The sequence below is a fragment of the Comamonas sp. JUb58 genome (assembly GCF_004364775.1).
Lineage (GTDB): Bacteria > Pseudomonadota > Gammaproteobacteria > Burkholderiales > Burkholderiaceae_C > Comamonas.
The window spans coordinates 1-25600 of sequence record NZ_SOAL01000033.1 but is presented as its reverse complement, the minus strand read 5'-3'; the positions used below and the strand labels follow the sequence as shown (position 1 = coordinate 25600).

The 25600-nt window shown below is 53.6% G+C and carries 20 protein-coding genes and 3 pseudogenes; 9 read left to right on the top strand and 14 right to left on the bottom strand.

What is annotated here, in order from left to right:
* Positions 1-124 precede the first annotated feature (124 nt).
* Positions 125-268: pseudogene (locus tag EDF71_RS23875) on the top strand (IS110 family transposase); the annotation flags it as partial.
* Positions 269-587: 319 nt separating this feature from the next.
* On the opposite strand, the gene EDF71_RS23870 reads toward EDF71_RS23875, so the two are convergent.
* From EDF71_RS23870 to EDF71_RS25610, 10 genes are all read right to left on the bottom strand, one after another.
* Positions 588-1787, bottom strand: coding sequence for a hypothetical protein (locus EDF71_RS23870; protein ID WP_133859019.1), 1200 nt, complete (start codon positions 1785-1787; stop codon positions 588-590).
* Positions 1784-3394: an AMP-binding protein gene (locus EDF71_RS23865; protein WP_166656635.1), complete on the bottom strand. Its 1611-nt coding sequence runs from the start codon at positions 3392-3394 to the stop codon at positions 1784-1786. Before EDF71_RS23865 ends, EDF71_RS23870 begins: the two co-directional genes overlap by 4 nt.
* A complete protein-coding gene (locus EDF71_RS23860) occupies positions 3381-4133 on the bottom strand; it encodes a SapC family protein (RefSeq protein ID WP_133859017.1) in 753 nt (250 codons plus the stop codon). Before EDF71_RS23860 ends, EDF71_RS23865 begins: the two co-directional genes overlap by 14 nt.
* Positions 4130-5374 (bottom strand): cytochrome P450, encoded by a 1245-nt coding sequence (locus tag EDF71_RS23855; RefSeq protein WP_133859016.1) that lies wholly within the window; start codon positions 5372-5374, stop codon positions 4130-4132. The genes EDF71_RS23860 and EDF71_RS23855 overlap by 4 nt, the downstream gene beginning before the upstream one ends.
* A gap of 18 nt (positions 5375-5392) precedes the next feature.
* The gene (locus EDF71_RS23850; protein ID WP_133859015.1) at positions 5393-5641 is read right to left on the bottom strand and encodes an acyl carrier protein; all 249 of its coding nucleotides are present in this window, start codon (positions 5639-5641) and stop codon (positions 5393-5395) included.
* A 47-nt stretch (positions 5642-5688) separates the two neighbouring features.
* On the bottom strand, positions 5689-7143 hold the full coding sequence (locus EDF71_RS23845) for an IPTL-CTERM sorting domain-containing protein (RefSeq protein WP_166656634.1): 1455 nt from the start codon (positions 7141-7143) through the stop codon (positions 5689-5691).
* Between the two features lie 725 nt (positions 7144-7868).
* Positions 7869-9659, bottom strand: a complete 1791-nt coding sequence (locus tag EDF71_RS23840; protein WP_133859013.1) for an ATP-binding protein — start codon at positions 9657-9659, stop codon at positions 7869-7871.
* Positions 9656-10486 carry an SIR2 family protein gene (locus EDF71_RS23835; protein ID WP_243854433.1) on the bottom strand — a complete coding sequence of 277 codons (831 nt, stop codon included), beginning with the start codon at positions 10484-10486 and terminating at the stop codon, positions 9656-9658. The genes EDF71_RS23840 and EDF71_RS23835 overlap by 4 nt, the downstream gene beginning before the upstream one ends.
* A complete protein-coding gene (locus EDF71_RS25500; RefSeq protein WP_243854432.1) occupies positions 10431-10826 on the bottom strand; it encodes a hypothetical protein in 396 nt (131 codons plus the stop codon). The genes EDF71_RS23835 and EDF71_RS25500 overlap by 56 nt, the downstream gene beginning before the upstream one ends.
* Positions 10827-11298: 472 nt before the next feature.
* Positions 11299-11430 (bottom strand): hypothetical protein, encoded by a 132-nt coding sequence (locus EDF71_RS25610; RefSeq protein WP_279586305.1) that lies wholly within the window; start codon positions 11428-11430, stop codon positions 11299-11301.
* Between the two features lie 58 nt (positions 11431-11488).
* Between EDF71_RS25610 and EDF71_RS23830 the strand changes: the two genes are divergently transcribed.
* The 7 genes from EDF71_RS23830 (at position 11489) to EDF71_RS23800 (ending at position 21029) form a co-directional block, all read left to right on the top strand.
* A complete protein-coding gene (locus EDF71_RS23830; protein WP_133859012.1) occupies positions 11489-12478 on the top strand; it encodes a DUF932 domain-containing protein in 990 nt (329 codons plus the stop codon).
* Between the two features lie 155 nt (positions 12479-12633).
* Positions 12634-13671: a lambda-exonuclease family protein gene (locus EDF71_RS23825; protein ID WP_133859011.1), complete on the top strand. Its 1038-nt coding sequence runs from the start codon at positions 12634-12636 to the stop codon at positions 13669-13671.
* Between the two features lie 92 nt (positions 13672-13763).
* Positions 13764-14867 (top strand): phage capsid protein, encoded by a 1104-nt coding sequence (locus EDF71_RS25495; RefSeq protein WP_243854431.1) that lies wholly within the window; start codon positions 13764-13766, stop codon positions 14865-14867.
* A gap of 950 nt (positions 14868-15817) precedes the next feature.
* Entirely contained in the window at positions 15818-17374 is a 1557-nt protein-coding gene (locus EDF71_RS23815; protein WP_133859010.1) for a type I restriction-modification system subunit M, read from the top strand.
* Positions 17371-18369 (top strand): virulence RhuM family protein, encoded by a 999-nt coding sequence (locus tag EDF71_RS23810; protein ID WP_133859009.1) that lies wholly within the window; start codon positions 17371-17373, stop codon positions 18367-18369. Before EDF71_RS23815 ends, EDF71_RS23810 begins: the two co-directional genes overlap by 4 nt.
* Positions 18366-19583 (top strand): restriction endonuclease subunit S, encoded by a 1218-nt coding sequence (locus tag EDF71_RS23805; RefSeq protein WP_208301128.1) that lies wholly within the window; start codon positions 18366-18368, stop codon positions 19581-19583. The genes EDF71_RS23810 and EDF71_RS23805 overlap by 4 nt, the downstream gene beginning before the upstream one ends.
* Before the next feature lie 162 nt (positions 19584-19745).
* Positions 19746-21029 (top strand): type I restriction endonuclease, encoded by a 1284-nt coding sequence (locus EDF71_RS23800; RefSeq protein ID WP_133859008.1) that lies wholly within the window; start codon positions 19746-19748, stop codon positions 21027-21029.
* Between the two features lie 396 nt (positions 21030-21425).
* Here the strand turns inward: EDF71_RS23800 and EDF71_RS23795 are convergent.
* Positions 21426-21796, bottom strand: a pseudogene (locus tag EDF71_RS23795) (transposase); the annotation flags it as partial.
* A gap of 62 nt (positions 21797-21858) precedes the next feature.
* Here EDF71_RS23795 and EDF71_RS23790 point away from each other — a divergent pair.
* Positions 21859-22062 (top strand): annotated as a pseudogene (locus EDF71_RS23790) (IS5/IS1182 family transposase); the annotation flags it as partial.
* Between the two features lie 166 nt (positions 22063-22228).
* Here EDF71_RS23790 and EDF71_RS23785 read toward each other — a convergent pair.
* The 3 genes from EDF71_RS23785 to tnpB form a co-directional block, all read right to left on the bottom strand.
* Positions 22229-23230: a LacI family DNA-binding transcriptional regulator gene (locus EDF71_RS23785; protein WP_133859007.1), complete on the bottom strand. Its 1002-nt coding sequence runs from the start codon at positions 23228-23230 to the stop codon at positions 22229-22231.
* Between the two features lie 138 nt (positions 23231-23368).
* Positions 23369-24934, bottom strand: a complete 1566-nt coding sequence (locus EDF71_RS23780; RefSeq protein WP_133859006.1) for an IS66 family transposase — start codon at positions 24932-24934, stop codon at positions 23369-23371.
* Between the two features lie 65 nt (positions 24935-24999).
* Positions 25000-25332 (bottom strand): IS66 family insertion sequence element accessory protein TnpB, encoded by a 333-nt coding sequence (gene tnpB, locus EDF71_RS23775; protein WP_133859005.1) that lies wholly within the window; start codon positions 25330-25332, stop codon positions 25000-25002.
* Between the last annotated feature and the right edge of the window lie 268 nt (positions 25333-25600).

Sequence of the window (25600 nt, the reverse complement as noted above, 5' to 3'; positions counted from 1 at the left end):
TGGCGGTACTCCGCCGGATAGGCTCCCTGCTTGATTGGCATGGTGGACTCCTTGTTCTTGAAATATAAGGTGTCCGGTCAATTGGGGGAACTTCAACCTCGACCCCAATTCACAATGGGCCATTGCCTTGAGGCAGCGTAGCGGATGGCAAAAGGCCGTTGTTGCCCTTGCCAATAAAAACGCTCGCATCCTCTGGGCGTTGATGACACATCAACGTAGCTACGAAGCCAGCCATATCAGTACAAGGCCAGGCGAGCTCATCGCCTAACGACTCACTTCTTTACTTGCCAGACGTGAAATCAAAGATGCAATAGACAGGTCAGACCAGCAGCAGACAAACTCGCTTGTTGCATTGTGAGTCCAAGGACATCACGAGATTTGAATGGAGCCCTGCTGCGCGGTTTGTTTCTTGGGGCGCACAACAAGTGCACAACCCCGTCTGTAGATGTGCAGTCTGTTCCTCGTTTTACGCCTCTTGATCACCGCGGCAGTCAGGTCTATCAAAAAGAAAACCCATCAGCGCTTGCTTTTATGGGAGGTCTCTGTAGTGCAACAACGACAATCTCTGGGATTCAACAAAGCTTCGTTTACAGCATGAAATGGCCGGTCTTGGGACGAAGCGCGTGGTCTCTAAATGTCGAGAAGACAGCGACGTCGCTGCGACCTGTGTCTGTTTGACACTCTTGGCGGAGTATGGATTCGAGTAAGAAGGTAAAGTTGTAAGCTAAGTTAAGAAGCATCCGCCGATTTGACACAAGCACATTGCCAGTTATTTTTTGAATGGCAAAGCGCTCAAAAAAACTGTCAGTCAGCGGCGTTATGGTGTCGACCATGATCCGAGAAGCGGGCAAGTCGTCAGGGTAAACGCACAACGCCAATTGTGCTTCTCGAGCGTGCTCGTTAACCAAGACGGTATAAAAACCAATGAGTTGATCACTTCCGTGCTTGAAGATACCAATGAATTGATTGAAATTACGATCAAAACTGGCGAGCAGGGCACGCACACTCGTCAAACTGTAATTGAATCGTGGTAGATTCATGCTGCTGATCAACTGAGGAGAATTGAGCCAATTCACCAAGGTGTCGCTCGCATCTTTGGCTGTCAGCGTACGTAACTGGTAATCGCCTGTATCAATCAAGGTTTGGCCACGAATAGGACTTTCAGGTAGCGCAGTGACCGATTCTTCGCTCGGCCAGGCTGTAAAAAATCTACGACCAGACCTGGCACTGGCATTGAGCCACAGCGAACCGAGTGGAGGTATCGAGTCATTTCCCAATGCGGACAAAACAAACACGTCTTCGCTGCGCTGGAGTGCAGGCTGCCAAACTTGACGCAACCGACCTTCTAAAAAAAATATGGCGTTATGTCGAAGCAACGGCCACAACCGCTTCGTGACGCTTTCTAGCAAGTAAACGGAAATTTTTGAGACGGCAGAAGATAATAATTTCTGTGTCAATTGTGCATAGGTGTAAATTAATGCATTGAAGCGATCGGCATTGGGTGATGGTATATATGTAAGGCGCATGACATTGTGTTGTGCATGATTTTTACAAAAATATAAACCCTGCAATTTGCTATTTGTGTAAATACCCCATATCTGAATACCTGGTTGTTTCAAAATTGCTGGCATCTGATCAATCGTCAAGAGCGGCGTGACAAGATTTAAACTGGCAAGGGTCTGGGGATCTGACCAGGACCAGTCTAAGGGCACATCTTCGAGATGCATGCCTTGAAGCTTGAAATCACGTTTATTCGGAGGCATTGACGGAGAAGCAAAATTTTTCATCGGCGTTGCTTATTCAGGCGTTCTAATGTCGTGCGGCGCGCGATTTTTCCAGATGTCGTCAGCCTGATGGTTCGTGGTGGCACAAGCAAGATATCGGCGGCGTCACCGCAGACATGAAAGACAACTTCTCGTATAGTCTCAATCCATTGTTGCCGAAGCACTTCAGCTCTTGATGAACACTCAACCACAATAACAATCCTGGTTGACTGGTGGTCTTGATAGGCCATGACTGAACCATGTGATAGCTCAAGTGCTGCACATGCGGCCAACTCAATTGCTTCGGCTTGCACTTTGCGCCCACGAACCAACAAGAGCGATTGCGCGCGCCCAGTCACAACCAATTCACCAGATTGCGTGAAATGGCCTATATCGTCGGTGTGAAACCATTCCTGGGGCGCCAAACGAAACAGTTGCCCCTGCTTCCAATACCCTGTCATCAATGATGGGCCACGGATATGGATATGTCCAGCCTGAAGTTTAGGCAATGGTGAACCAACATCATCAACAATGCGGACTTCCCAGTCTGACAGTGGTTGGCTGTTGCTGAGTCGATCTACGGAATTTTGTGGCGATGAACCCATGCCGACAGCCAACGTTGCCTCAGCTAAGCCATAGCATGGGTGGAACTTGTGCAGAGAAAATCCACTATCAGCGAAGCGGTGTGCAAATCGATTGAGGTCATGCGTGCGTACCATGTCTCCACCCACACCAGCGATGCGCAACTTCAATTGCATTTGCTGTGCCTCTGTGGTGGACGTCCGGTCGGCGGCCAGACCCCAGGCGAAGCTGGGGGCAAAACTGATGGTGCTGCCCAGTTGAGCCATCAACTTTGGCCAGACTTGCGGTCGGCGCGCAAAGGCTTGCGAAGGCAATAAGTCCAACGGCACCGCTCCCATTAGAGGTGCTAATAAAAATCCCACCAAGCCCATGTCATGATGTAGTGGAAGCCATGAGAACGCCTTGTCACTGGGTTGGATTTTCAGCCCTTCATGCAAGATGGTGTGAAGGTTGCGACAAACAGCTTGCTGAGAGATCTGAATTCCCTTTGGTGCGTGAGTTGTACCCGAGGATAATTGAATATAAGCTGCATCTTCATCCTGCTGAGGCTTTTGGGCGAGCACTCCACCGGGTGTTGGCAATGAGGTAGCGTGAATCAGTTGAAGATTCGGCGCGTCTGATGACGCCAAACGCTCAAAAAAATCGAATAAAGGAGCGTGTGTGGCGTCGAACAACAGCGCTTTCGCCTGAACCGCAGCCAGCATTTTCTTGGTGCGCTGGACATACTCTTCCAGGCCCAACGAAATTGCAGGCGGTGGGACAGGGCACGGCGTTATACCGGCCAATTGACAAGCGAAAAAATCGGTGATGAAAGATAGATTCGTTTGCGCAAACAGCCCAATGATGGCAGGCTGAAGTATGTTTGGTTTCAGCGCTTGAAATTGTCTTGCGCGTTTTTCAGCAGTCAGGTACAAGTCGCGGTAACTAATGTGTTCTGTCTGTTTGCCGCTGGCATCAAAAATTCGTAACCCAGCCAAGCTGCCGGCGGCATATTCCAGCACTTCTGCCAAAGAGCTTATTTTTAATGCAATGGATTTATTCGCCAACATGGGTTTGGGGCGAATTGACTGGGGACCATTGCTGACTACGTTCAAATAAATGCATCCAACGATTAAGGCTTGCCAAATGTACAGCAATGGCGTCAATCCAGCCCCGACGGAACCAGCTGTTCAATTCCATCTCTGGCAAGGCGCGATACGCAGATAATTTAACGCGTCTGAAAGTTCGGGTCGTGTGCGTTGATCCATCTGACAAGCGAATGGTTGCCCGGACATCTTCCAACAAACCAGTCTTGTTCAAGGCTTGTCCAAATGCAATTCCCTCTTGCAATGCACGCCAATGAATACCTAGCTCTTGTGTGATTGTTGATAAGAGCGGCGACGGATGTCCATCGAAAGTGAACAGAGGTACAGCCGAATCATCCTCTTCCAACGGCACGAGGCGAGAAGCTGAGGCGTCTATCAAAACGATGGCACGGGTTGCACCAGATGAATCTTTTGTGATCGAAAAGGGGTGATGCTGCAGTGCAATGGGTACCTTGTGGTGTGGCGGCCATTGGTGCTGGGCGTCTAGAAAATCATTTTTGCCTGCTTGCGTTCCCAGAATGGCGAGCGGCTGCGGAACACTTCCGAGAGAAAAAATAATGGGGTGCTGGCAACTGAGATCAGCGAATTCATTCAGCGCGATAGGGACGGCATCCAGTGGCTGGCAAAACGACCAATCTTTAGCCGTGCGCAGACCGGTGCCTAGGTGTTGTACAGGGGAAAGCGGTTGCAATTGAGAATTCATGTGGGAAATGCTTGAGACTGAAAGCGTACACGGTGGCCACCACGCCGCACCATCAGAGAGCACCACTGCATATCGAGTGACAGATGAAGGGGCTCATTGGCAGTGCGCTGAACCACTGTCGTTTGGAGCAGTTCGTGAAGCAGTGTGCGCATTTCGGTGATGGCAAACAGACGTCCACCGCATACTCGTTCACCTATCCCAAAGGCTGTTCCCAAACCACTTTCGGCGCGATTGTGCAGCTTTCGTGATGCAGTCAAATCAAGCTGCCAAGGGTTGTCACGGCTGACGCCCTGCATTTGCAAGCCGACCAATGACACGAGTGCAACGTCACCTGGCTGCACTTTGCCTGTGCTGAAAACGTCATTGGAGACGGCGTGCCGACTCAATATGGGGTTTGCGGGGAAAAGCCGCATAGTTTCACTGAGGAAATCGTCCAGTAGATGTGAGGTGTAATCGCAGTTTCGCAGTGTTTTCTGTAAATCAGGGTGCTGTGCCAACAAGTGGCACATCCAACCAAAGGTGCTTGCGCTGGTTTCCGAGCCTGCGGCCAGCAATGTGATCAACTCTTGCTCCAAGACAAAAGGATCAGGACCGCCACGGGTACTTGTTTCGGCCGCAAGCATGTCTTGAATCACAGGCTTGCTGGCGTATTCGGGCCGCCGAAAAACGCCTAAGTCTTGCATCACCCGGGCTTTGGCGGCATTCAATTGACTGACATGGTGTCGTCGTTCATCGCTGGTCAGACCGCCAGATGGAACAAAAGCATATTGAGCACTCAGCTCCAGTAAATGAAACAAGTGCTCGGGGTCAATGCCGGTTTCATGCAAATTTGTGTCTAAAAAAACATCCAGAAAAATCCGCAATGTCATGTTTCGCAACAAGTGGTCTGAGAGGGGGCTTGCAGCCGTTTGCGCGATGAAATGCGGTAATTCCTCGGAAAATGCTTGACGCGACGCGCGAACAGTTTTGGAGGCGTCATAATGGTTGAAGTGATTTTGTGTGAGTTGCCTGCGAAACAGCCAGGCGTCTTGATTTTCCGACATGCGCGACGGCCCAAGCGTTTGACGCATCCACGCCATGTGCTTGGGCCAGTTGGCGGCATTTGCCTTCAGAATTTGATGGGTATCTGAGGGATTTTGAACAATCCAGACTCTGCGATCACTGAAATGATGCAAAAACGATTGGCCTGGGTGGGTTCGTGCGATGTGATAGAGCTCATTGCAGAGGTTGGACGGGTCCATCGGCGGTGCTTGTTGCGGTCAGTCTGCCATGTCTAAGCGTCGGCCGTTCAACAATTTGGCAACATCTCGAACCGTTCTCAGCTGCAGCAGATCCATCACATCCAGCGGATTGCCTGTGGCATTTTCGATTTCAATGACAATGCCTTCGAACATCAGGCTGTCCACATCGCGCAGATCGCCCACATTGGCGTCATCGCCAATATGCTCCAGGGGAATCAATAGGCAATTTGACAACAGCGTTTTGGCTTGCAACAGCGAGGTAGGCATGATTTAAAACAGAAAAAATGGCAGGCCCGAATTTCTCGGGCCAAGGATCACTGGCGGGTGCGCAAGGCGGGTCGGTGAATGGCGGCGAAGCCGGCCAGCAATGCGCTCAAGAGGCCCAATGCCCAAGCGCCTAGGGTTGGCACTGGCTGAGGCGTAGCAGTTGGCTGCGGCGTGACGACATCGTCATCTTTGACCTGCACCTGAGCTTGCGACCCGATGATCGCATATTCGCCCGCAACGGTGGGGGAGGCCAATGAAAGCGCTGCAGTCACATTGCCATCGCCAGCGACAAGATTAGCTATGGCAGTGATTTGGCAACTTGCTGTAGTTGCACCAGAAGCGATAATAATCGGGCTGGCACAATTGCTAGAGTATCTCGGATTGGATTGCGGTAGATTCAAATTGACACTAAGACCCGAAGTGCCAGCGGCAACATCGGTCGTCACGGAACAAGTAGCAATCTGATTGCTTGAGTCAAATATCTCAGACGGTAGGCAACTCAGGCTCACGTTCGGTACTGGCGGAACATTCAGCTTCACGTTAAAGCTGATTTGGTTGCTGGAGACGATGTTGGTGATGGGGTCGGTGGTGTTAGGGGTGCCGGTTGCATAAATCACTGGCTGGTTGTCGTCCTGCGTACTGTCTCTAAACACCAGTGGCGTCAACTGTTCCAAAAGTGGATTACCATCAATGCTACCGGGATAAGTGTTGGGGGTAATGGTGACTTGTGAGCCAGGCAAAATGGCGGGTAAAAGCACATTGCCAGTTGTTTGGCCTGCGGGAATGGTTACCGTGATTTGCGTTGGGCTTGCGTAGCCGGGCGAATGGTATGCGGCAGGGTCATAACTGCCGTTGGCATAAACTCGGGGCGTTTCTGTTACCGTGAAGGTGATGGTGGTGTCGGTGGCCTGTGGGTTGGTCAGCTCGAACGTTGCCAAGGCAGAAGTGGTTTTTGCATTGAGGAACAAGTTGGTGATTACTGTTCCAGTGTCAGTAATGTTGGCCTGAATAGAAGGATTTCCAGAAATGGGATCTTCGAACATGAAGGTCGCCGACTGATCCACATTAATGTACTCATAGCTGGGCGCAGCTGGATCGCCGCTGGAGTTAAAAGATTGTGCACCACTCAAATACCCATTACGAGGGTTGAGATCGCCATATAATGAATTGGTGGATTCTGTGGCAACTTCATAATATTCTGGAATAGCGGTCAAAGAACAGCTTGCCGGAATGGTCAGATCATCTGGCGTGACATTAACGGCTACCGTGGATGGGCTTGAGCCTAAATTTTCGAATGCAACGAATGCATTGTTTGGATTGCTATAAAGTGGATAAACCCCAACTGCCGGATTGGTGGTAATGGTACCGTCATAGCAATAGATTTCGACGCCGAATTTCTGGCCAGCAGGCGGGCTGATGGCATACACCGGTTGCGGCGGCGTGTCCAAGGTCTGTTGCGGGGTGTAAGTGATGCTCCATGTGCCTGCCCAGGCTGTGTTCATGCTCAGCAAGCCTGCAACCAAAAGCCCTCGCAGCAGTGGGCTAGGAGGACGACGATATGAAGAGGATTGAGACTTAGTTTTCATGGCACCCGTAGTTTGACAGATTGTTTATAATTAGCATACATGCGACAAAAGATGTCAAGTGTAATTTTGCATACATGCCAAGATTGAATTTTGTTTATCGATTGTTCACAAATGCAGCTGGCTTGACTTGTCGTTGCTTGGGAGTCAAGTTGAGTTTGGTTGGCTACCTAGAGCTATCTTGTACGTCTGGAGCCCTAAGTAGTCTCCAGACCTCAACCCCGAGAGCTTGTGCCAGCCGCTCCATGTTGGAGAAGGGGGTACATTCCATCGCGAGCGCTCAACCGCTGACTGAATCGTTCAGCTTTTCGTAGACGGACTCAGACCGCGAAAAACCCGGCTCAACGACTGCTCTGAGTATTTGCAGTCATTGGTATTTCTGAGTTGAACGACGGCAACCAGCCTGAAGCCGATTTTTTGGCATCTCAAGACGGCTTTGCAGCGTTTCCAGTCCTTCTCCTGCTGATGCTGAACACTCGGTGTCGGATGCTTAACAGCCACTGGCCGGATATTCCAGTCGCGCACTCCATTGTTGCTCGGGCAATTCGTATTCAACAAGCCACCGCGCCGCAACGTAGGTTTCGGAGCAGCGTTAGAAGCTGAGTGTGTGACTGGTCACGGAAGGGCTGATAGTCTCTGTTGCACTACCGCGCCACAGGTGGCATGCTCCAAAGCTTCTCGAGATCGACGTCCTCACTAGCCGGCTGCTTGTCGCTGGGAAGGCGGTCTACCTGGATCACCATCGGCAGCTCGAAAGCTGTGCCAGTAACGACGCAGCAGCCCTGGGACAGGCCAGGGATAAGGCTACGAGACAACGCATCCAGCGTCGAAATGGTGTTATCGACCAAGTAAAGATCCCGGTCGTTCACCAGCCTGTGAATGAAGAAGTTGTGCAGCTGCGAAACGATGGTGGGCGAGATATCGGCCGGCCGCTGACTCGCGATCGTTATGAACATACCGAATTTACGACCCTCTTTGATGATTTCCTCAAACTGCTCTAGGCGGTAGTCTTTCCAGGTTTCCGCCTCGCGCGCGGATTGCTCTGACAGGATGTTGTGGGCCTCATCGACGATGATGTGGATCGTGCGGTCAGGTGGGTTTGCAACCGTAGTTTTATGGCTGTTGTAGTAGTGCTTGGCGAACAGCAGCGGTAGGACCTTCTTGATCTCGTTGTTGCAGCGGCGCATTGAAATGACAGTCAGCAGCCGCTCGACAGGCTGCTCTTCCGAGATCGTCAGAACCTTGCGAAGGCTGGCTAGCGACGACTCGATGCGTTTCAGAAGTGGCTGGATGTGCTCGAATTGAACATATCCTGCATTCAGGTCCGAGAGCAGCTGCAAGTTGACCCGGAGGACAAGCTGGTCGAAATCATCAAGCCCAACAACCGCAAGCGTGTCCACGATAGGTGCGATGCGCGCGTCGTACTGGACACCGTCAGGGTCAATGAAAGCGCCGTTGTAGTGGAACCGACCATTGCGGTACCAGGTGACGTCGCCCAGCATGTTGAGCACGTTTTGGTTGCCCATCCGCTTTGCGACCGTACGCATCAGATCCAGTGTGGCCGGCTTGGCCTCGCCGGCGCAGAAGGATTGTTTGAACTTAGCCTTTGCGTAGTTCGCCAATGACGCAGGATTTGCGCCGAACCGTTGCTTGCCCGAGATGACTCGATTGAGAAACGGGCGCTGCGTATTAGCCGTGGCCTGGAACAGCAGCGCCATAGTCTCCAGTTCCCAGAATTCCTGCGGTGCCAGAGGAAACCTTGCCGTTAGGTCGTTCGTGTCACGGCTGGTCAGTGTGGAGAGCTGATAAACCGTCTTGCTGGCGGCCGGTGCCAACTGCTCGCCGCCATATTCGCCGTTGAAATCCAGGACAACGAACCGGCTCTTCCCTGCGATCAGCGGCAGCTTTTTGTCGAACAGGACCGTGTACAGCTTAGCCAAGGTGTTGGACTTGCCGCTCCCTGTGTTGCCGAAGATGCCAATATGACTGTTGAACAGCCGCTGCCAAGGAAGGCCGACTGCGATCTCTTCTTTGAGCATCTGCCCTATCCTAAAGTCGCCATCGGCCTTGTGGCCGAAGATCGACCTGATCTTCTCCTCTGGCATCAGGTAGGCCGAGTCCTGGATCATAGGCAGGTACTTGATGCCCTGCGTGAAGCCGGCATGGTCGAAGTAGCCAATCGGCCTGGCCTCAACCTTGCGCACGAAGTTTTGCTTTCCGTTTTGCAGCTCCGTACGGCTCTCATCCAAATACTCGCCTTCGACCGTGCAAATGATGTCCCGAAAGCCTCGCTGGATGGACAGGTACTCGCGGATCGACACGCCCTTGTACTTCTCCCCGTCAAAGAACAGCGTCTCCTTACTCGACTGCTCATCGATCTTCAGAACCACCTTGGTGCCATGGACCGCGATGACCTCGCCGACCCGGATACTCATGCCAACCCCTCGTCATCCCCCACTGCGGCGGCCGCCACGGGCACGGGGTGCTCAGCACCCGAAGCGTCCGGCAGATTGGGGCACACAAGAACCTTCTCGTTAAACGCGGTGAAGTTCATCACCCCGTCGCCGAGCACTAGGCACTTCACATTACGGTGGCCCTTGAACTTCTGCTCCATCGACGTGTGCTCCACGCTGTTAAAGCAGCAGACGAACACTTGCAGCCGCGGGTTTGATAACGAACGCATGACGAGGTTGAGGATGTGTTCGTCGGCGAACGAGAAACCGAACGTGATTAGGACCGCGTTGGGCTTCTCCAGTTCGTAACTGAGCAGGCGGAGCATCTGGTAGTAGTGCTCCTCGTAAACCGTCTCATGAAACTTCCACTTGGTCGGATTCACGATAGGCATCAACTCATACTTGGCCCAGAACGCGTCCAGTGCGTCGTCGGTAAAGCCGGTTTCAGGCACGTCATTGATTGTGGCATCCGGGTTGTTCAGCGCAATCGAAAAAGGCTGAAGCAACGCCAGAGCGTCGGCGTCCAGCAAACCCAGGCGCTCCCTCAAATCGTAGTCAACGCGAATCGCCGCATCTTGCTTGCTCCAGTAGACAGAACCATGCAGGTGGATCAAGTTGATCTGCGGGACGCTGCTCTGGTAACGCCCGAAGACCCCACCATGACACAGGTATGCCCCGAAGTTCCGGGCCTGCACGATGCGACGCGTGAACCCTCTCGCGCCGTCGTTCAGGACAAAGTCGACATGCCCCTCCTCAATGAGTGCGTCGGCCACGAGCGGGAAACAGCCATCGTAATTGGTGGTGAACACGTTGCAGCGCCTGTCCAACGCTTTGCGGCGCTTCACCATCTCCAGTGCGGTGAGTAGGAAGGTAGTTTTTGATGACGGTGGTGCCCGGCTCAGTGGTCACGGCCTCAAGCCGCAGATATTCCGCCGGCCGGATGCAATTAGCGTAGTAATGCATGAACAGCGGGATCAGGCGTCGATCGTTCTCACGCTCGAACTTGGTCGCCAGCTCTTCGAGAGTGTAGCGACGGTCATTGATGCCGGTCTGTACCTGCAGCTGCAGGGTTGGCAGCAGGCCGAAGGAGGCTCCGGACCCGAACAGGAAGTTAATGTCTTTGTTGTAAATGTCCTCGATCGAGATCACTCTCCTCTCCCTCGTGCTTTTGTTAAATCCCCTAATCGTGCCACCTAGTGCGCTGGCCCGTGTCTGTCCAGCGACTGATCTTATCAGCAGCTGCCACCCAAGCACCAGATTACGGACGACACAGATCAGCCTTCAACAGACCTAAAAATAAAAGATTTTCAGCAATATATCCCTAACTAGATGCGAGGAAAGTTCGCTATGAACTGATGCCGCATCTATCTGTTATCCAGTTCTTTCCATCATCCAGCGCCCTTGGCTCCATGCCCAGGGCGCTTTTTTTACGTCAGGAGTATTCATGTCCATCCAATGTCCCCGTTGCCGGTCCTTTCATGTCCGCAGCAAAGGAGTCGCCAAACAGATCGGCCAGCGTGTAGGAGGGGCCGCCGGCACGGTTACCGGCGTGGCCGGAGTTATGCAAGGTGCATCAACCGGAGCCTCCATTGGCATTGTTGCAGGCCCCGTTGGCGGCGCCCTAGGCACCTTGGTCGGTGCGCTCATCGGAGGTGTACTCGGCGGCACTGTCGGCCAAGAGGTCGGTGGCCGCATCGGTGCACAAATCGACCAGACCTACTTCGATGACTGCGTCTGCGAGGACTGTGGTCACAGTTTTCACGCGTGATTTTTACCCCCGCCTCATTTGAGTCTTACCAAGGAGTTCTCTCATGTCCCATCTGATCGAAACCATGGCCTACACCGGCCAAACCCCCTGGCACCAATTGGGCCACGCCTTGCCCAAGAAGCAAACCATTGATATCTGGGCGCAAGCCGCTGGTATGCAGTGGAAGATCCAGGAAACTCCCGTGCGTTACATGGCAACCGGTGATGCTGATGGCCTGTATGGCGAAGCCCTGGAGTTCCCTGAGCAAAAGGTGCTCTACCGCAGTGACACCAACGCAGCCCTCTCGGTGGTGAGCCAGCGCTACAAAGTCGTCCAACCGCAAGAAGTACTGGAGTTCTACCGCGATCTGTCCGAGGTCGCAGGCTTCGAGCTCGAAACCGCAGGTGTGCTCAAAGCAGGCCGGCGCTTCTGGGCATTGGCCCGTACCGGCAAATCTACCTGTCTGAAGGGCAACGACGTGGTGCACAGCTACCTGCTGCTGGCCACCTCCTGCGACGGAACCCTCGCCACCATAGCCATTCCCACTTCGGTTCGTGTGGTATGCAATAACACCCTGGCCATGGCCCTGCAAGGCGCCAGTGCTGGCTCCATCAAAGTCCCACACTCCACCAGCTTCGATGCCCAGGCCGTCAAACGCCAACTCGGTATTGCTGTCGGCCAATGGGACAGTTTCATGTACCGCATGAAGACCCTGGCAGAACGCAAGGTCAAGACCCATGAAGCCATGAACTACTTCCTCAAGGTGATCTGCCAAACCGATCAACAAGGGGAGGGCGGAGGCTCAGGTGTACCGGGCCTGGCCAACGAACGTGCCCTCAAGAAGGTGCAAACCTTGTTCGAAGGTCATGGCCGTGGCGCTGAATTGCAGGCGGCCAAGGATACCGCATGGGGCTTGCTCAGTGCAGTGACCGAGTTCGTCGACCACGAGAAACAAGCCCGCAGCCAAGACAACCGCCTGGACAGTGCCTGGTTCGGCCAAGGCGCTGCACTCAAGCAGCGCGCCTTGGAGCACGCATTGCAACTGGTCGCGTAACCATTGGTCACCTGACTGGTCGAATGTCATCTATCCACCGGCGAGCCCAGCTCGTTCATTCTCAATTAATCCAATCCTCTCCCTACAAGCCAAAGCCCTCGCCATTGCGGTGAGGGCTTTGTGCTTGGTGGGGGCTGGATTCTTCTGGAGGCACTATGCCCGCACCCGTTTTAACACCGGCAGTGCAAGTCACTGCAGAGAAATCAACCAACACCCGTCCCGCTTTGCGACTGGTATCCACCAAGAACATGCCGCGTGAGACCTGGCTGGATGTTCGCCGCCAAGGCATTGGCAGCTCGGATGCTGCGGCTGCTGTGGGGCTCAATCCCTATCAGTCCCAACTGGAGTTGTGGATGCACAAAACCGGCAAAGGCGATCTTCTACCCAGCATCGATCCTCTGGATGAAACCAGCCCCATGTACTGGGGCACCTTGCTCGAACCCATCGTGGCAGCGCACTACACCAAACGCACCGGAAACAAGGTGCGGCGTGTGAATGCCGTGCTGGGTCATCCCCAGATCCCATGGATGCTGGCCAACATCGACCGGGAAGTCGCGGGGGCTCCGGATGTGCAGATTCTTGAATGCAAGACGGCAGGCATCAACGGCGCCAGGCTCTGGAAGGACGGCGTGCCTGAGTACATCCAGCTGCAGGTCATGCACCAGCTGGCCGTGACGGGCAAGCAGGCCGCTGATGTCGCAGTCCTAATCTGCGGTCAGGAACTGCAGATCCACCGCATCGAGCGCGACGAAACCATGATCGCCCAACTGATTGCCCTGGAGGAGCAATTCTGGGAACTGGTCACAGCGGAGAAAGAGCCTCCCGTCGATGCGTCGGAAAGTGCTTCTACTGCATTGCGATGCCTATATCCGCAAGACACGGGAGAGGAAATCGACCTGTCGGAAGACGAGTCGGTATCCAGCGCCTTTGCTCAACTTCAGCAGGTTCGCCAGCTTATGAGCGATTGGGAATCTCAAGAAGCATTGCTGAAACACCAGATCCAGCAACGCATGGGTGTAGCCAGCTTTGCCAGATTTGCAGGCGGGACAGTCAGCTGGAAGCGCAGCAAGGACAGCAAAGTCTTCAACGCAGCCCTGTTTCAGCAGGACCATCCCGAGATTGCCAAGGCATACCTGGGAACCAAGCCAGGTTCCCGGCGGTTTCTGCTTCATGCAGAGAACTTGACCAACTGAGCACACCACAGCAGCAATTTACCAACCAACGCATAAGACCCGTCCGCCAGACCAAGCAGACGGGTCTTTTGCATTCATGAATGGAGAAACCAATGATCAAAGGTCTGATGATGACGCCACCCGTGGTGGGTCGTATCTCGATTGGCCGCGTTGTGGAACGCAATGGCAAGCGTCTTCCAGAAAAAGATGACGAGTTCACCATCACCACGCAAGTGCAAAGCCGAAACGGCTGGATGTTACATCCCATGGATGGCATTTTGCGCAGAGAACTGGAGGGTCGGCAGTTGATGATTTCAGGCGTTGAAGTCAAAGAGCTTCAGCATTTACCTGAAGAATTTTCTGCACCGACTCAATCTCCCGCAACGCTCCGCTCCAAGCTGGCGAAACGGGCGAGCGATGCCAGGAAAGCCCAGACCACTGCATCGGGTAGTGTGGAGATCGATTCTACAAAAGTGCATGAAGAAGCGCCTTCGAAAGTAGCGGCGGTGCGAACCAAATTGCGCAGCATTCCGGTGAGAGTTTTGTTTAACGATCCCGCGTTGAACCTTCGTGCGAACTACACGTTGTTTGATCGGACAACGGCACGGCCGATCTGTGTGGGCGACGGTCAGACATGCAAGCGCATGACGGCCAAAGGCATTGAATCCATGCCGTGTGAAGGCCCGGATCTATGTGCCTTGGCCATCGATGGTGGCTGCAAGCCCTTCGGGCGTTTCCATGTCCGCATTGATCATCCAGAATGCCAGGCAGATGCCCTGAGCACCTTTGTGCTCAGAACAACAGGCATCAACTCCATGCGAACCCTGCTAACCCGCATGCAGTACCTGCAGGCGGTGAGTGGCGGTTTGCTTAGCTTTCTGCCATTGGAAATCCGCTTGCGAGCCAAATCCACCACCATGTCACGCCGAACGCCCATCTACTACGTGGATATTGGCGTTCGGGATGGGGTGACATTGGGCGCTGCTATTGCCCAAGCCGTAGATGCAGCAGAGCATGGTCGCAAGACGGGTCACGATCAAGACGCGCTGGAGCAAGCGGCAAGAGCGGGCTATGCCTTGGGGCTGTTTGAGGAGTTGAGTGCGGAGGCTGCCGAGATCGTCCAGGAGTTTTATCCAACGAGCGACAAACATGTCGCGGCAAACCTTCCAGCAGACGCTCAAACCAGAATAAGCCAGCGGGAGGTCGGCCATGGATGATGGTGCGCACACTGCAGGCGTGCAACACCACTACATGCATGGCCTGCGCTTCGATGGTATGTGGGACTACCAAACACGCTCACGAACTGGGCGTAAAAGTTGGGCTCGTTTGGATTTGGGGTCTGACGCTTATCCGTGGGCTCAAGAAGATGACCTGGAAGGTGCCGGATGGTGCGTGCGTTGCTGCGCCTCTGTTTTGGGGCAGCGTCCGGTGTCTCTGACGCATATGCAAAATTCGCCTACTCCAACGGGTGATCCGGCTAGAGTGGCGTTTGCATTGCGGCAGCTGTTGCCAAATTTCCAAATCGATGTGCAGTCTGGCGCTAGTCAGGATGTCGTCCACGATGTCGAAAACGTTATCAAGGCCGGTGGCAGCATGCTTGTGCGACTCAAGCGTGCTTCTGAAGTGCGGCAGATACCGCCCAGCTGGATGTGGATCGTGGGAGTCGAGCTGCGACCTGTTGCGCATTGCGCTCTTGGTACTCAGGGGGCACCTAAGACCCCAGCTCTTTTGCTGGTTGGACGTGGACTTGAGCCTTCATGGGCATCCGGCTATGGGGTCAAGGCCATTTGCGGTGAGGGTGCTATTTGGTCGGTTCGCAGCGTCGATGGGCAGGCTTGGCGCGCAGAGGTGAGCTGCGTAGTCAGAATTTGTCCAAGATAAAGGGAGCTTTTGCGGATCTTGTCAACGTGCCTGCTGCTGGGCAGGCGCTGTGGTGAGATCTTTTTTTGTTGATAGTACTGCTTGCGGTCAAAATCTGGAACATGCACGCCCTTGCCGTATGCGGATGTGCATGCTGAGAGAGAGTGAAACGCTCTTGAACAGCAGGATTCAATCTCAATCAATGTGGCTAAGGCAGAATGCCTGTTGCAACCAGCAACATTCGAGGGGCCTCTTGCTGCGCCGCCTATTTTCTTTAAAACAAGAATTTTTATTACTAAATAGAATTATGACCAGCATCCAACAACGCGCAGAACTGCAGCGCCGCATCTGGGCTATCGCCAACGAAGTACGGGGAGCCGTCGATGGCTGGGACTTCAAGCAGTATGTGCTGGGCACCCTGTTTTACCGCTTTATTAGCGAAAACTTTGCCAACTACATAGAAGGCGGCGATGACAGCGTGAACTACGCGGCTTTGAACGATGCTGCGATCTCGCCTGATATTCGGGAAGACGCCATCAAAACCAAGGGCTACTTCATTGCTCCCAGTCAGCTGTTTTTCAACATAGCTGCCACTGCCAATACCAATGACAGCCTGAACACGGACTTGGCCGAAATCTTCAAGTCGATTGAAGCTTCTGCCAACGGCTACCCGTCAGAGCGTGACATCAAAGGGCTGTTTGCCGATTTTGACACCACCAGCAACCGCCTGGGCAACACCGTGGCCGACAAGAACAAGCGCCTGGCTGCGGTACTCAAGGGTGTGGCAGAGCTGAACTTTGGCGAGTTTGGAGACAACCAGATTGACCTGTTTGGCGACGCGTATGAGTTTTTGATCTCCAACTACGCCGCCAACGCAGGTAAGTCGGGCGGTGAATTCTTCACGCCCCAGCACGTCTCCAAGCTGATTGCCCAGCTGGCCATGCACCAACAAACCAGCGTCAACAAGATCTACGACCCCGCTTGCGGCTCTGGCTCACTGCTGTTGCAGGCTAAAAAGCACTTTGATGCGCACATCATCGAAGACGGCTTCTTTGGGCAAGAACTCAACCACACCACCTACAACTTGGCGCGGATGAACATGTTTTTGCACAACGTGAACTACGACAAGTTCAACATCCAGTTGGGCGACACGCTGGAAGATCCGCAGTTTGCCTACGACAAGCCGTTTGATGCCATCGTCTCCAACCCGCCGTACTCGGTCAAATGGATTGGCAGCGACGACCCCACCCTCATCAACGACGACCGCTTTGCGCCTGCGGGCGTGCTGGCCCCCAAGTCGAAGGCCGACATGGCCTTTGTGATGCACGCCCTCAGCTACCTCTCCAGCAAGGGACGGGCAGCCATTGTGTGCTTTCCGGGCATCTTCTACCGGGGCGGGGCAGAGCAAAAGATCCGCAAGTACTTGGTGGACAACAACTATGTAGAAACCGTGATTGCGCTGGCACCCAACCTGTTTTTTGGCACCACCATTGCCGTCAACATCTTGGTGCTGTCTAAACACAAGACCGACACCACCACCCAGTTCATCGACGCCAGCGGCCTGTTCAAAAAAGAGACCAACAACAACGTGCTACTGGATGCGCACATTGACCAGATCATGGCCGTGTTTGACAGCAAGGCCAACCAAGACCACTTTGCGCAGTCCATCCCGCTGGAGAAGATTGCCGCCAACGACTACAACCTGTCGGTCAGCAGCTATGTAGAGGCCAAGGACACCCGCGAAGTGGTGGACATTGCCCAGCTCAACGCCGAGCTGAAAACCACCGTGGCCAAGATCACCGAGCTGCGAGCCCAGATTGACGCCATCGTGGCTGAGATTGAAGGTGAGGAGCTGAATGCATGAGCGACGTCATCATCTACACCACCGATGACGGTGTAACCAAAATCGATCTTCAGCTTGAAAACGGCACCGCCTGGCTCTCACAGCTGCAAATTGCCGAGCTGTTTCAAACCAGCAAGCAAAACATCAGCAAACACATTCAAGCGATTTTTGACGACCAAGAGCTGGATGAGCAGGCAACTGTCAACCAACAGTTGACAGTTCAAACGGAGGGCGATCGCGAAGTCTCGCGCAGCATCACCCTCTATAACCTCGATGTGATCTTGGCTGTCGGCTACCGTGTGCGCTCACCGCGCGGCGTACAGTTTCGCCGCTACGCCTCTACCGTTCTCAAGGAATACCTTGAAAAAGGCTTTGCGCTGAATGACGAGCGCTTGAAGGGATTGGGTGGCGGCAGCTACTGGAAAGAGCTGCTCGATCGGATTCGCGACATCCGTTCCAGCGAAAAAGTCATGTACCGTCAGGTGCTGGACTTGTACGCCACAGCAATCGATTACGATCCCAAAAGCGAAGCCAGCCTGCGCTTTTTCAAAATTGTGCAAAACAAACTGCACTATGCCGCCCATGGGCATACCGCCAGCGAAGTCATCTACCTGCGCGTGGACAGCAGTAAACCCTTTGCGGGCTTAAGCAGCTTCAAAGGCAGCCAGCCCACCCAGGCCGAGGCCATGGTTGCCAAGAATTATCTGGATGAGCAAGAGCTCAAGGTTCTCAACAACCTCGTGTCGGCTTACTTCGATCTGGCTGAAATCAACGCCATCGAACACCGAGAAATGCACATGGCCGACTTTGTGCGTGAGTTGGACACCATCCTTGGGTCTGCAGGACGCAAGTTGTTGGATAACGCGGGCAAGATTTCGCATGCACAAGCCGAAAGCAAAGCCAAGGCAGAACTTCAAAAGTACAAAGCCCAAAACTTAGCCAGTGTAGAAAAAGCATACCTCAGCACCATCAGCACACTGGAAAAGCAAGCAAAAAAAGAAAGCCGTAAGAAATGAGCAATGTGAATTTTTTGGAGAAGCTGCTGGATGTGGTGGCGGTGGAGTGGAAGCCGCTGGGACTACTTGGCGAGTTAGTCCGGGGCAATGGACTACAAAAGAAGGACTTCACCGAAACGGGTGTTCCTGCTATTCATTATGGGCAGATATATACCTACTATGGGTTATCAACCAAGAAAACAAAATCTTTTGTTTCGCCAGAATTAGCCAAACAGCTAAAAAAGGTTAATACGGGTGATGTTGTTATAACCAATACAAGCGAAAATTTAGAGGATGTAGGTAAGGCTTTAGTATATTTTGGTGAGCAGCAAGCCGTTACCGGTGGGCATGCAACAATATTTAAGCCAGGGAATTACATATTAGGAAAATATTTCGTTTACTTCACTCAAGCAAAGAATTTTCCACAGAAAAAAGAAAATATGCAAAAGGCACAAAAATTATTGATGTGTCAGCTACGGACATCTCAAAAAATTAAAATACCCATCCCTTGTCCAGCAAACCCCGAAAAATCCCTAGAAATTCAGGCTGAAATCGTCCGTATTCTGGACGCCATGACCGCCCACACCGCCGAGCTTACCGCCCGCAACAAACAATACAACTACTACAGAGATAAATTTTTGAGTTTTGAAGATGAGGAGGTGGAATGGAAGGCAACTGAAGATGTATTTGAAATTTTCGCGGGTGGAGATGTCCCTAAAGATGAGTTTTCAGAATCTCAAACTGACTACTACAATATCCCTATTCTTTCAAATGAAATAGATGGAAAGGCTTTATATGGTTGGACCAATAAAGCAAAGATTGAAAATCCTATTTTAACCGTTTCAGCACGAGGCACGATTGGCTGGACAAGTTATAGGACTCAACCTTTCTTTCCAATTGTCAGATTAATTGTATTGACGCCAAAAATAAATATAAATTTGAAGTATGCATATTACTTCATGAAAACTATTGAAAAAGATTATAAAGTTGCAGAGTCTGGTATTCCACAGCTAACCAAGCCGATGATTAAAGATATAAAAATTCCAATACCGTACTCTGATAACAAAGATAAATCGCTCAAGGAACAAGCCCGTATCGTCGCCATCCTCGACAAATTCGACGCTCTAACAACATCCCTCACCGAAGGCCTGCCCCGAGAAATCGAGTTGCGCCAAAAGCAATACGCGCACTACCGGGATTTGCTGCTGAGCTTTCCCAAGCCCGAGACGGTTTGATCTTGCAGTGCAGCGTCTTGCTTGCAGGGCGCTGCTTTAAGCATTTTTGGCCTCTAGCGCTTTCTGATACTGCGCAAGCAGCTATTAAAAGAGTAGTAAAAGCCTCCAACCTTTGATTGCCCTTTGACTGTCCTTCGATCGCCTTCAACTGCCCGACTACCCATGAGTGAATACCAAACCATTGCGGAATCCAGCACCTTCATTGTTCTGAACAAGTACACGCCGCAATGGGAGTCGGCCAACACCTACCAGACGGAAGACGCGCTGGAGCGCGAGCTGATTCAGGATCTGGTCAATCAGGGTTACGAGTTCGTGCCCGCCATCAACTCGCCTGACAAGCTCCTGGCCAATGTGCGCGTGCAGCTGCAAACCCTCAACAACGTGCAGTTTACCGATGCCGAGTGGCGGCGCTTTGTGACTAGCTGGCTGGACAAGCCCAGCGACAGCATCGTGGACAAGACGCGGAAGGTGCATGACGACTATGTGCATGACTTTGTGTTTGACGACGAGCACATCCAGAACATCTACCTGCTGGACAAAAAGAACATTGCCCGTAACAAGGTGCAGGTGATCAAGCAGTTTGAGCAAACAGGTAAAGAATTGGAGGAGCGCTTCCCTGACCCCGCCACCATTGAGAAGGAGGCGGACAAGAAAGCCTTTGCCAAGCTGTTTGGCGAGTATTTGCGCCTAGAAAACGTGCTGCAAAACTACGATGAGTTCGCCAGCCTGAAAGCCTTGCAAGAGGTGGACTTGAGCGACCCAGCGGCAGTCGAGGCCTTCAAGGCCGAGCACCACCTAAGCGATGAAGATCTGAAGGCGCTTAAAGCGGTCACCATTCCCACTGAGCGCAAGGTGCAAGACTACCGATCAACGTACAACGACGTGCGCGACTGGATACGCAAAGAAAAGCAAGGCGGTGACGGCAATACTGCATCGACCATTGACTGGAACGATGTAGTGTTCGAGCTCGATCTGCTCAAGTCCCAAGAAATCAATCTGGACTACATCTTGGAGCTGATCTTTGAGAACAACAAAAAGACCAAGGACAAAGCCACGCTGGTGGAAGATGTGCGCCGCGTGATCCGCGCCAGCATCGGCAACCGCGCCAAGGAAGGGCTGGTGGTGGACTTCATCAACCAAACCAACCTGGACGACATTGGCGACAAAGCCAGCGTGATTGATGCCTTCTTCCAGTTTGCCCTGGCCGAACAAGAGCGTGAAGTTAAAACGCTGATCCAGGATGAAAATCTCAACACCGATGCCGCCAAACGCTATATCGCCACCTCTCTCAAGCGCGAGTACGCCACGGACAACGGCACCGAGCTGAACGCCATCCTGCCCAAAATGAGCCCATTGAACCCGCAGTACCTGACCAAGAAGCAAACGGTGTTTCAGAAGATCGCGGCGTTTGTGGAGAAGTTCAAGGGTGTGGGGGGTATTTTTTGATTGACGCTATAGGAGCTACATCTAGGAATTATCTTTAATGACAGCTAAAAAGAAAATTGCTGCTGCGCTCAATCAAGCACTTGCAGAAAAAATGGCGATGAGCGACTCCCTGTATGCAGAGGAGTTGGCTGACTTTGAAGCTGGGCTGAAAGCGTCGCTTGATAAAGATGCAGACGATGCCCTGCTGTGCATGCTGGCTGACCAAGGCGATGTCGCCATGATGCTGATTGATGGGGATGGAAAAATCTATCAGAACGAGGCAGCATTGGCGAAGCTCAAGCGAATGTGGGCCGCAGCTTTTGATGCCAATATGCAGCTTCTGGTGCCTTTATTGAGCGACCATATCAGCGATGGCGATCTGGGCGTTGCAGGTATCAAGTGGGTGAAGAGTGGTCAAGATTGCATCGGCCCTAACACCTCGCACATTAGATTGACCGGCCAGGCCCCTCGGTGTTTCGCCACGAAGCCGAACTTCACATCGACTCCTTCGCGAAGTAGGCCGCGGCTTTTTTCAGGATGTCGCGCTCCATCTTGAGCTTGGCAACCTCCTTGCGCAGTCGCGCTATCTCCGCGTCCTGGGCCTTCTGCTTGCCGTTGCCAGGGAATGCCTCCTGGGGCTCCTCTCGCAACTCACGAACCCACTTGCGCAGCACGTTCTCGTGAACGTCCAGGTCCTTGGCTGCCTGGGCCACAGCCACGCCACGCTCGGTGACCAACCTGACCGCCTCGAGCTTGAACTCGCGGCTGAATGTCCTTCTTCTCTCCATGAACCACCTCCGGTTTCATCTTCCACCTTAACAAGGTGTCTTTAAAACCGGCAGCAGCCCATAGGTTGGGGCGGGCTATCTGGAAAAGATGGAGCGGCTACCACCGAAGGTCTCTGGTGGAGACCAAGATAAATTGCTTCAAGCGTCTGGGCGAGAAGGTGATGGCCAGGACGTTTGAGCGCCAGGTGGCCGAGCTCAATGTCCGGGCATCCATCCTCAATCAATTTACCGCGCTGGGCACGCCCCAGACGGTCGCTGCTGCGTAAATCCATTTGGGATTGGGAATGTCTCGGCCTATAGCCGATTTATGCAACAACGCCTATTGGGACAGAACCGTAGAACTGTTGGTTCTGTCGCAGTAATGGCAGAACCCCCTATAGTGTACCGTTCAAGGGAATTTTCTTAATGCGACAGAACCACGATCAGTGACTCTTACTTTGTAGATTCGCGAAGCACAATGCGAGGGTGCAGGAATAAACTGTCATCTGGCGCTTCTCGGTTGTCAATCATCGCGAGAATGCGTCGAACGGCCACACGTCCGATACGCTCACCGCCGAAGTCAACCGATGTTAGGCGTGGAGAAAGGTAATCGCAAAAAGAGATATTGTCGAAACCTATCACCGAACATTGACGAGGAACGGAAAAACCGAGCCGAGAAGCTTCCGTCATGAATCCAATGGCAAGCATATCGTTGAAGCAGATCACAGCGTCTGGCGGTTTAGATCCGAGCAGTAACATCGAGCCGACATTTCCTCCCGCTTCTGGGCTAGGTTGCTCGGTGCGAAAGACCGAAACCTCTTGCCCGTGTTCTTGCATTAATTCTTGAATGCCGAGAAAACGCTCCTGATCCGCCAGCGAGTCTTTGAACCCAACGTAAGCAATGCGACGGTGACCTGAGTGAACCAAATGATTGGCAGCCATATAGCCCGCCATATGATTGTCCAGTGCTAAACAATCGCCGTCCCAATTCTGATTTTTTCCCAGAAACAAGATGGGCTTGTTAAGTTTACGGACCCAATCAAAGCCATCATGATGCATACGTGAACCAAATATCAACCCATCCACACGCATGCATAACTGCTCTAACAACTGTCGCTCAGTCGCTGCACTCTCTTCACTATCAGTTAATAAGAGTAGATAGCCATGTTCAGAAGCCTCCTGCGTGGCACCTTTGATAACAGCCGCGTAATGCGGGTTTGAGATATCAGGAATGCATAGACCAAGTAGTTGCGAGCGTCCGGTAATCATTGACTGAGCCATTGGATTGGCGCGATATTCAAGCGACTTGATAGCTTCTGCTATTTTGGCTTCCACCTCATATGAAAAACGCTGTCGTCCATTAATGAATCGTGAGACGGTACCTGGCGATACGCCGGCGGCGTGAGCAACATCCTTAATAGTAGGGACTCGAGGATTTTTTTGATGGTCTTTCATTATGTGAAATTGTAGGGCACTTCTCAAAACCTCATTTTTCAAAAAATCCCTCAAATGAAATCAATGGGTTGCAATGCAAAAATTTGGTAAGCACGCGGTGATCCCATATTGACCGCTGACGGGCGTCGCGGTTAAAGCTCAGGCGTCGGCAGGCTGCCAGCGATGCGGCAGCAGTTGGTCAATGTCCCGGGCCCTGTGCGTTGGCAACCGTATCAGCACGTCCCTCAGGTATGCATAGGGGTCATGCCCGTTCATGCGCGCCGACTGCACCAGACTCATCACCGCCGCCGCACGCTGGCCCGCGCGCAAGCTGCCGGCGAACAGCCAGTTATTGCGACCAATGGCAATCGGCCGGATCTGGTTCTCGATCCAGTTGTTGTCCACGGGCAATTGCCCATCATCCGCGAAGCGCGTCAGCGCTGTCCAGCGCCTGAGGCTGTAATCCAGTGCCCTTGCCGTCGCCGAGCTGTCAGGCATCTTGTGCCGCTGCAATGTCATCCACTCGTGCAGCGCATTGAGCACCGGCTTACTGTGCTGCTGCCGGATGGCCTGGCGCTGATCGGCGTTCAGATTCTTCACCTCGCGTTCGATGTCGTAGACCTTGCTGAACTGCTCCAGCGCGAACCCGGCGATCTGGCTCTTGCCCGCCGCATGCAGATCGAAGAACTTGCGTCGGGCATGCGCCAGGCAACCGGCTTCCGTTATGCCGTTGGCGAACCTGGCTTTGTAGCCACTGAAGTCATCACAGACTAAGCTGCCCTTCCAGTCTCCCAGAAAGGCCCGTGCATGCTCACCGGCCCTTGACTCGCAGAAGTCATACACCACGGCCTTGATGTCTTCGAAGGCGCCCGGTGCATAGGCCCACAGGTAGGCGCGGTGTGTGGTGCCTTTGCCTGGTTTGAGCATCTGCACCGGCGTCTCGTCGGCGTGCAGCACGCGGTGGCTGAGTATCTCGGCCTTCAACGCATCGACCAGAGGTTGCAGCCGCACGCCGCAGGTGCCGACCCATTGCGCCAGGGTGGAGCGGGGGATGGCCAGACCGGCGCGGCCAAAGACGCTCTCCTGCCGGTACAGCGGCAGATGGTCGGCGTACTTGGCCACCAGTACCTGGGCCAGCAGACTGGCGGTCGGGATACCTTTGTCGATCACATGCGCGTCGACCGGCGCCTGAACAATCATCTCGCACTTCGCGCAGGCCCATTTGCCGCGGATGTGGCGCTCTACCGTGAATACGCCGGGCACATAGTCCAGCTTCTCTGCCATGTCTTCGCCGATGCGCTTCATTTGGCAGCCGCAATCGGGCGTGCTGCAGGTGGTCGACTCGGGTTCATGGCGGATCTCGCGCCGAGGTAGGTTGGCTGGCAGCGGCTGGCGTTTGGGCTGCTGTTTGAGCTCGGGGGCAGTCTCCGGCGGCTGGAGTTGCTCGATCTCGATGGCGACGGCTGCCAGGTCGGCCTCGATCTCGTCTTCAAGCAGGCTCTTTTGCTCGGCGTTGTAGCGCTCGGACTGGGCGGCAAACTTCATGCGTTTGAGCAGCGCGTTCTCGTGGGTGAGCTTGGCGTTGAGCGCCTGGCTGTGCTTGAGTTCGGTTTGGTGGCGGGCGATTTGCGCATCCTTGTCAGTCACGTGGCCCATGAGGCTGGCGACCATCTCACGCAGTTGCTCTGCGCTGAGATTGTTCAGGGATTGTTGCTGCACCACCATGGCAGCAAGTGTGCCAAGGAAGGCCCTGCGCTGCCATGCGCAGATCCACGGATTGCGCGCCGACTTCAGACCACGGTGATGATGCCCGCGTATCCCATGCGCTGCCAGGGCAGGCCCAGCACCAGGGCGTCGAGCTGGGTGGGCTCCAACGGCCACTGGGTCTCCCCCAGCGCAGGCCAGATGAACTTGCCCTGGTGCAGGCGCCGAGCCGCCAACCAGATGCCGATGCCGTCGTGCACCAGCACTTTGATGCGGTTGGCACGTTTGTTGGCGAACAGATAGGCGTGGTGGGGGTGGGCTGCGCCGAAGACGGTGATCACCCGGGCCAGCGCTGTGTCGGTGCCAGCGCGCATGTCCAGCGGGGCGGTGGCTAGCCAGGCAGCGTCGATGCGGATCATCGCAGCAGCGCGCGCAGCATCTGAGCACAGGCGCTGGCAGCGTCCACAGGCCAATGCAGGGTGATCTTCATGGCGTGATGTTGGAGCTCGATGCGGATGCTGGATGGCGGTGTCGAGGGCTCGCCTTTACTGGCCAATACAGTCAGCGAGGCGGTGAGATCAATAGGGATGAATGAAGTTCCCCCAATTGACCGGACACCTTATATTTCAAGAACAAGGAGTCCACCATGCCAATCAAGCAGGGAGCCTATCCGGCGGAGTACCGCCA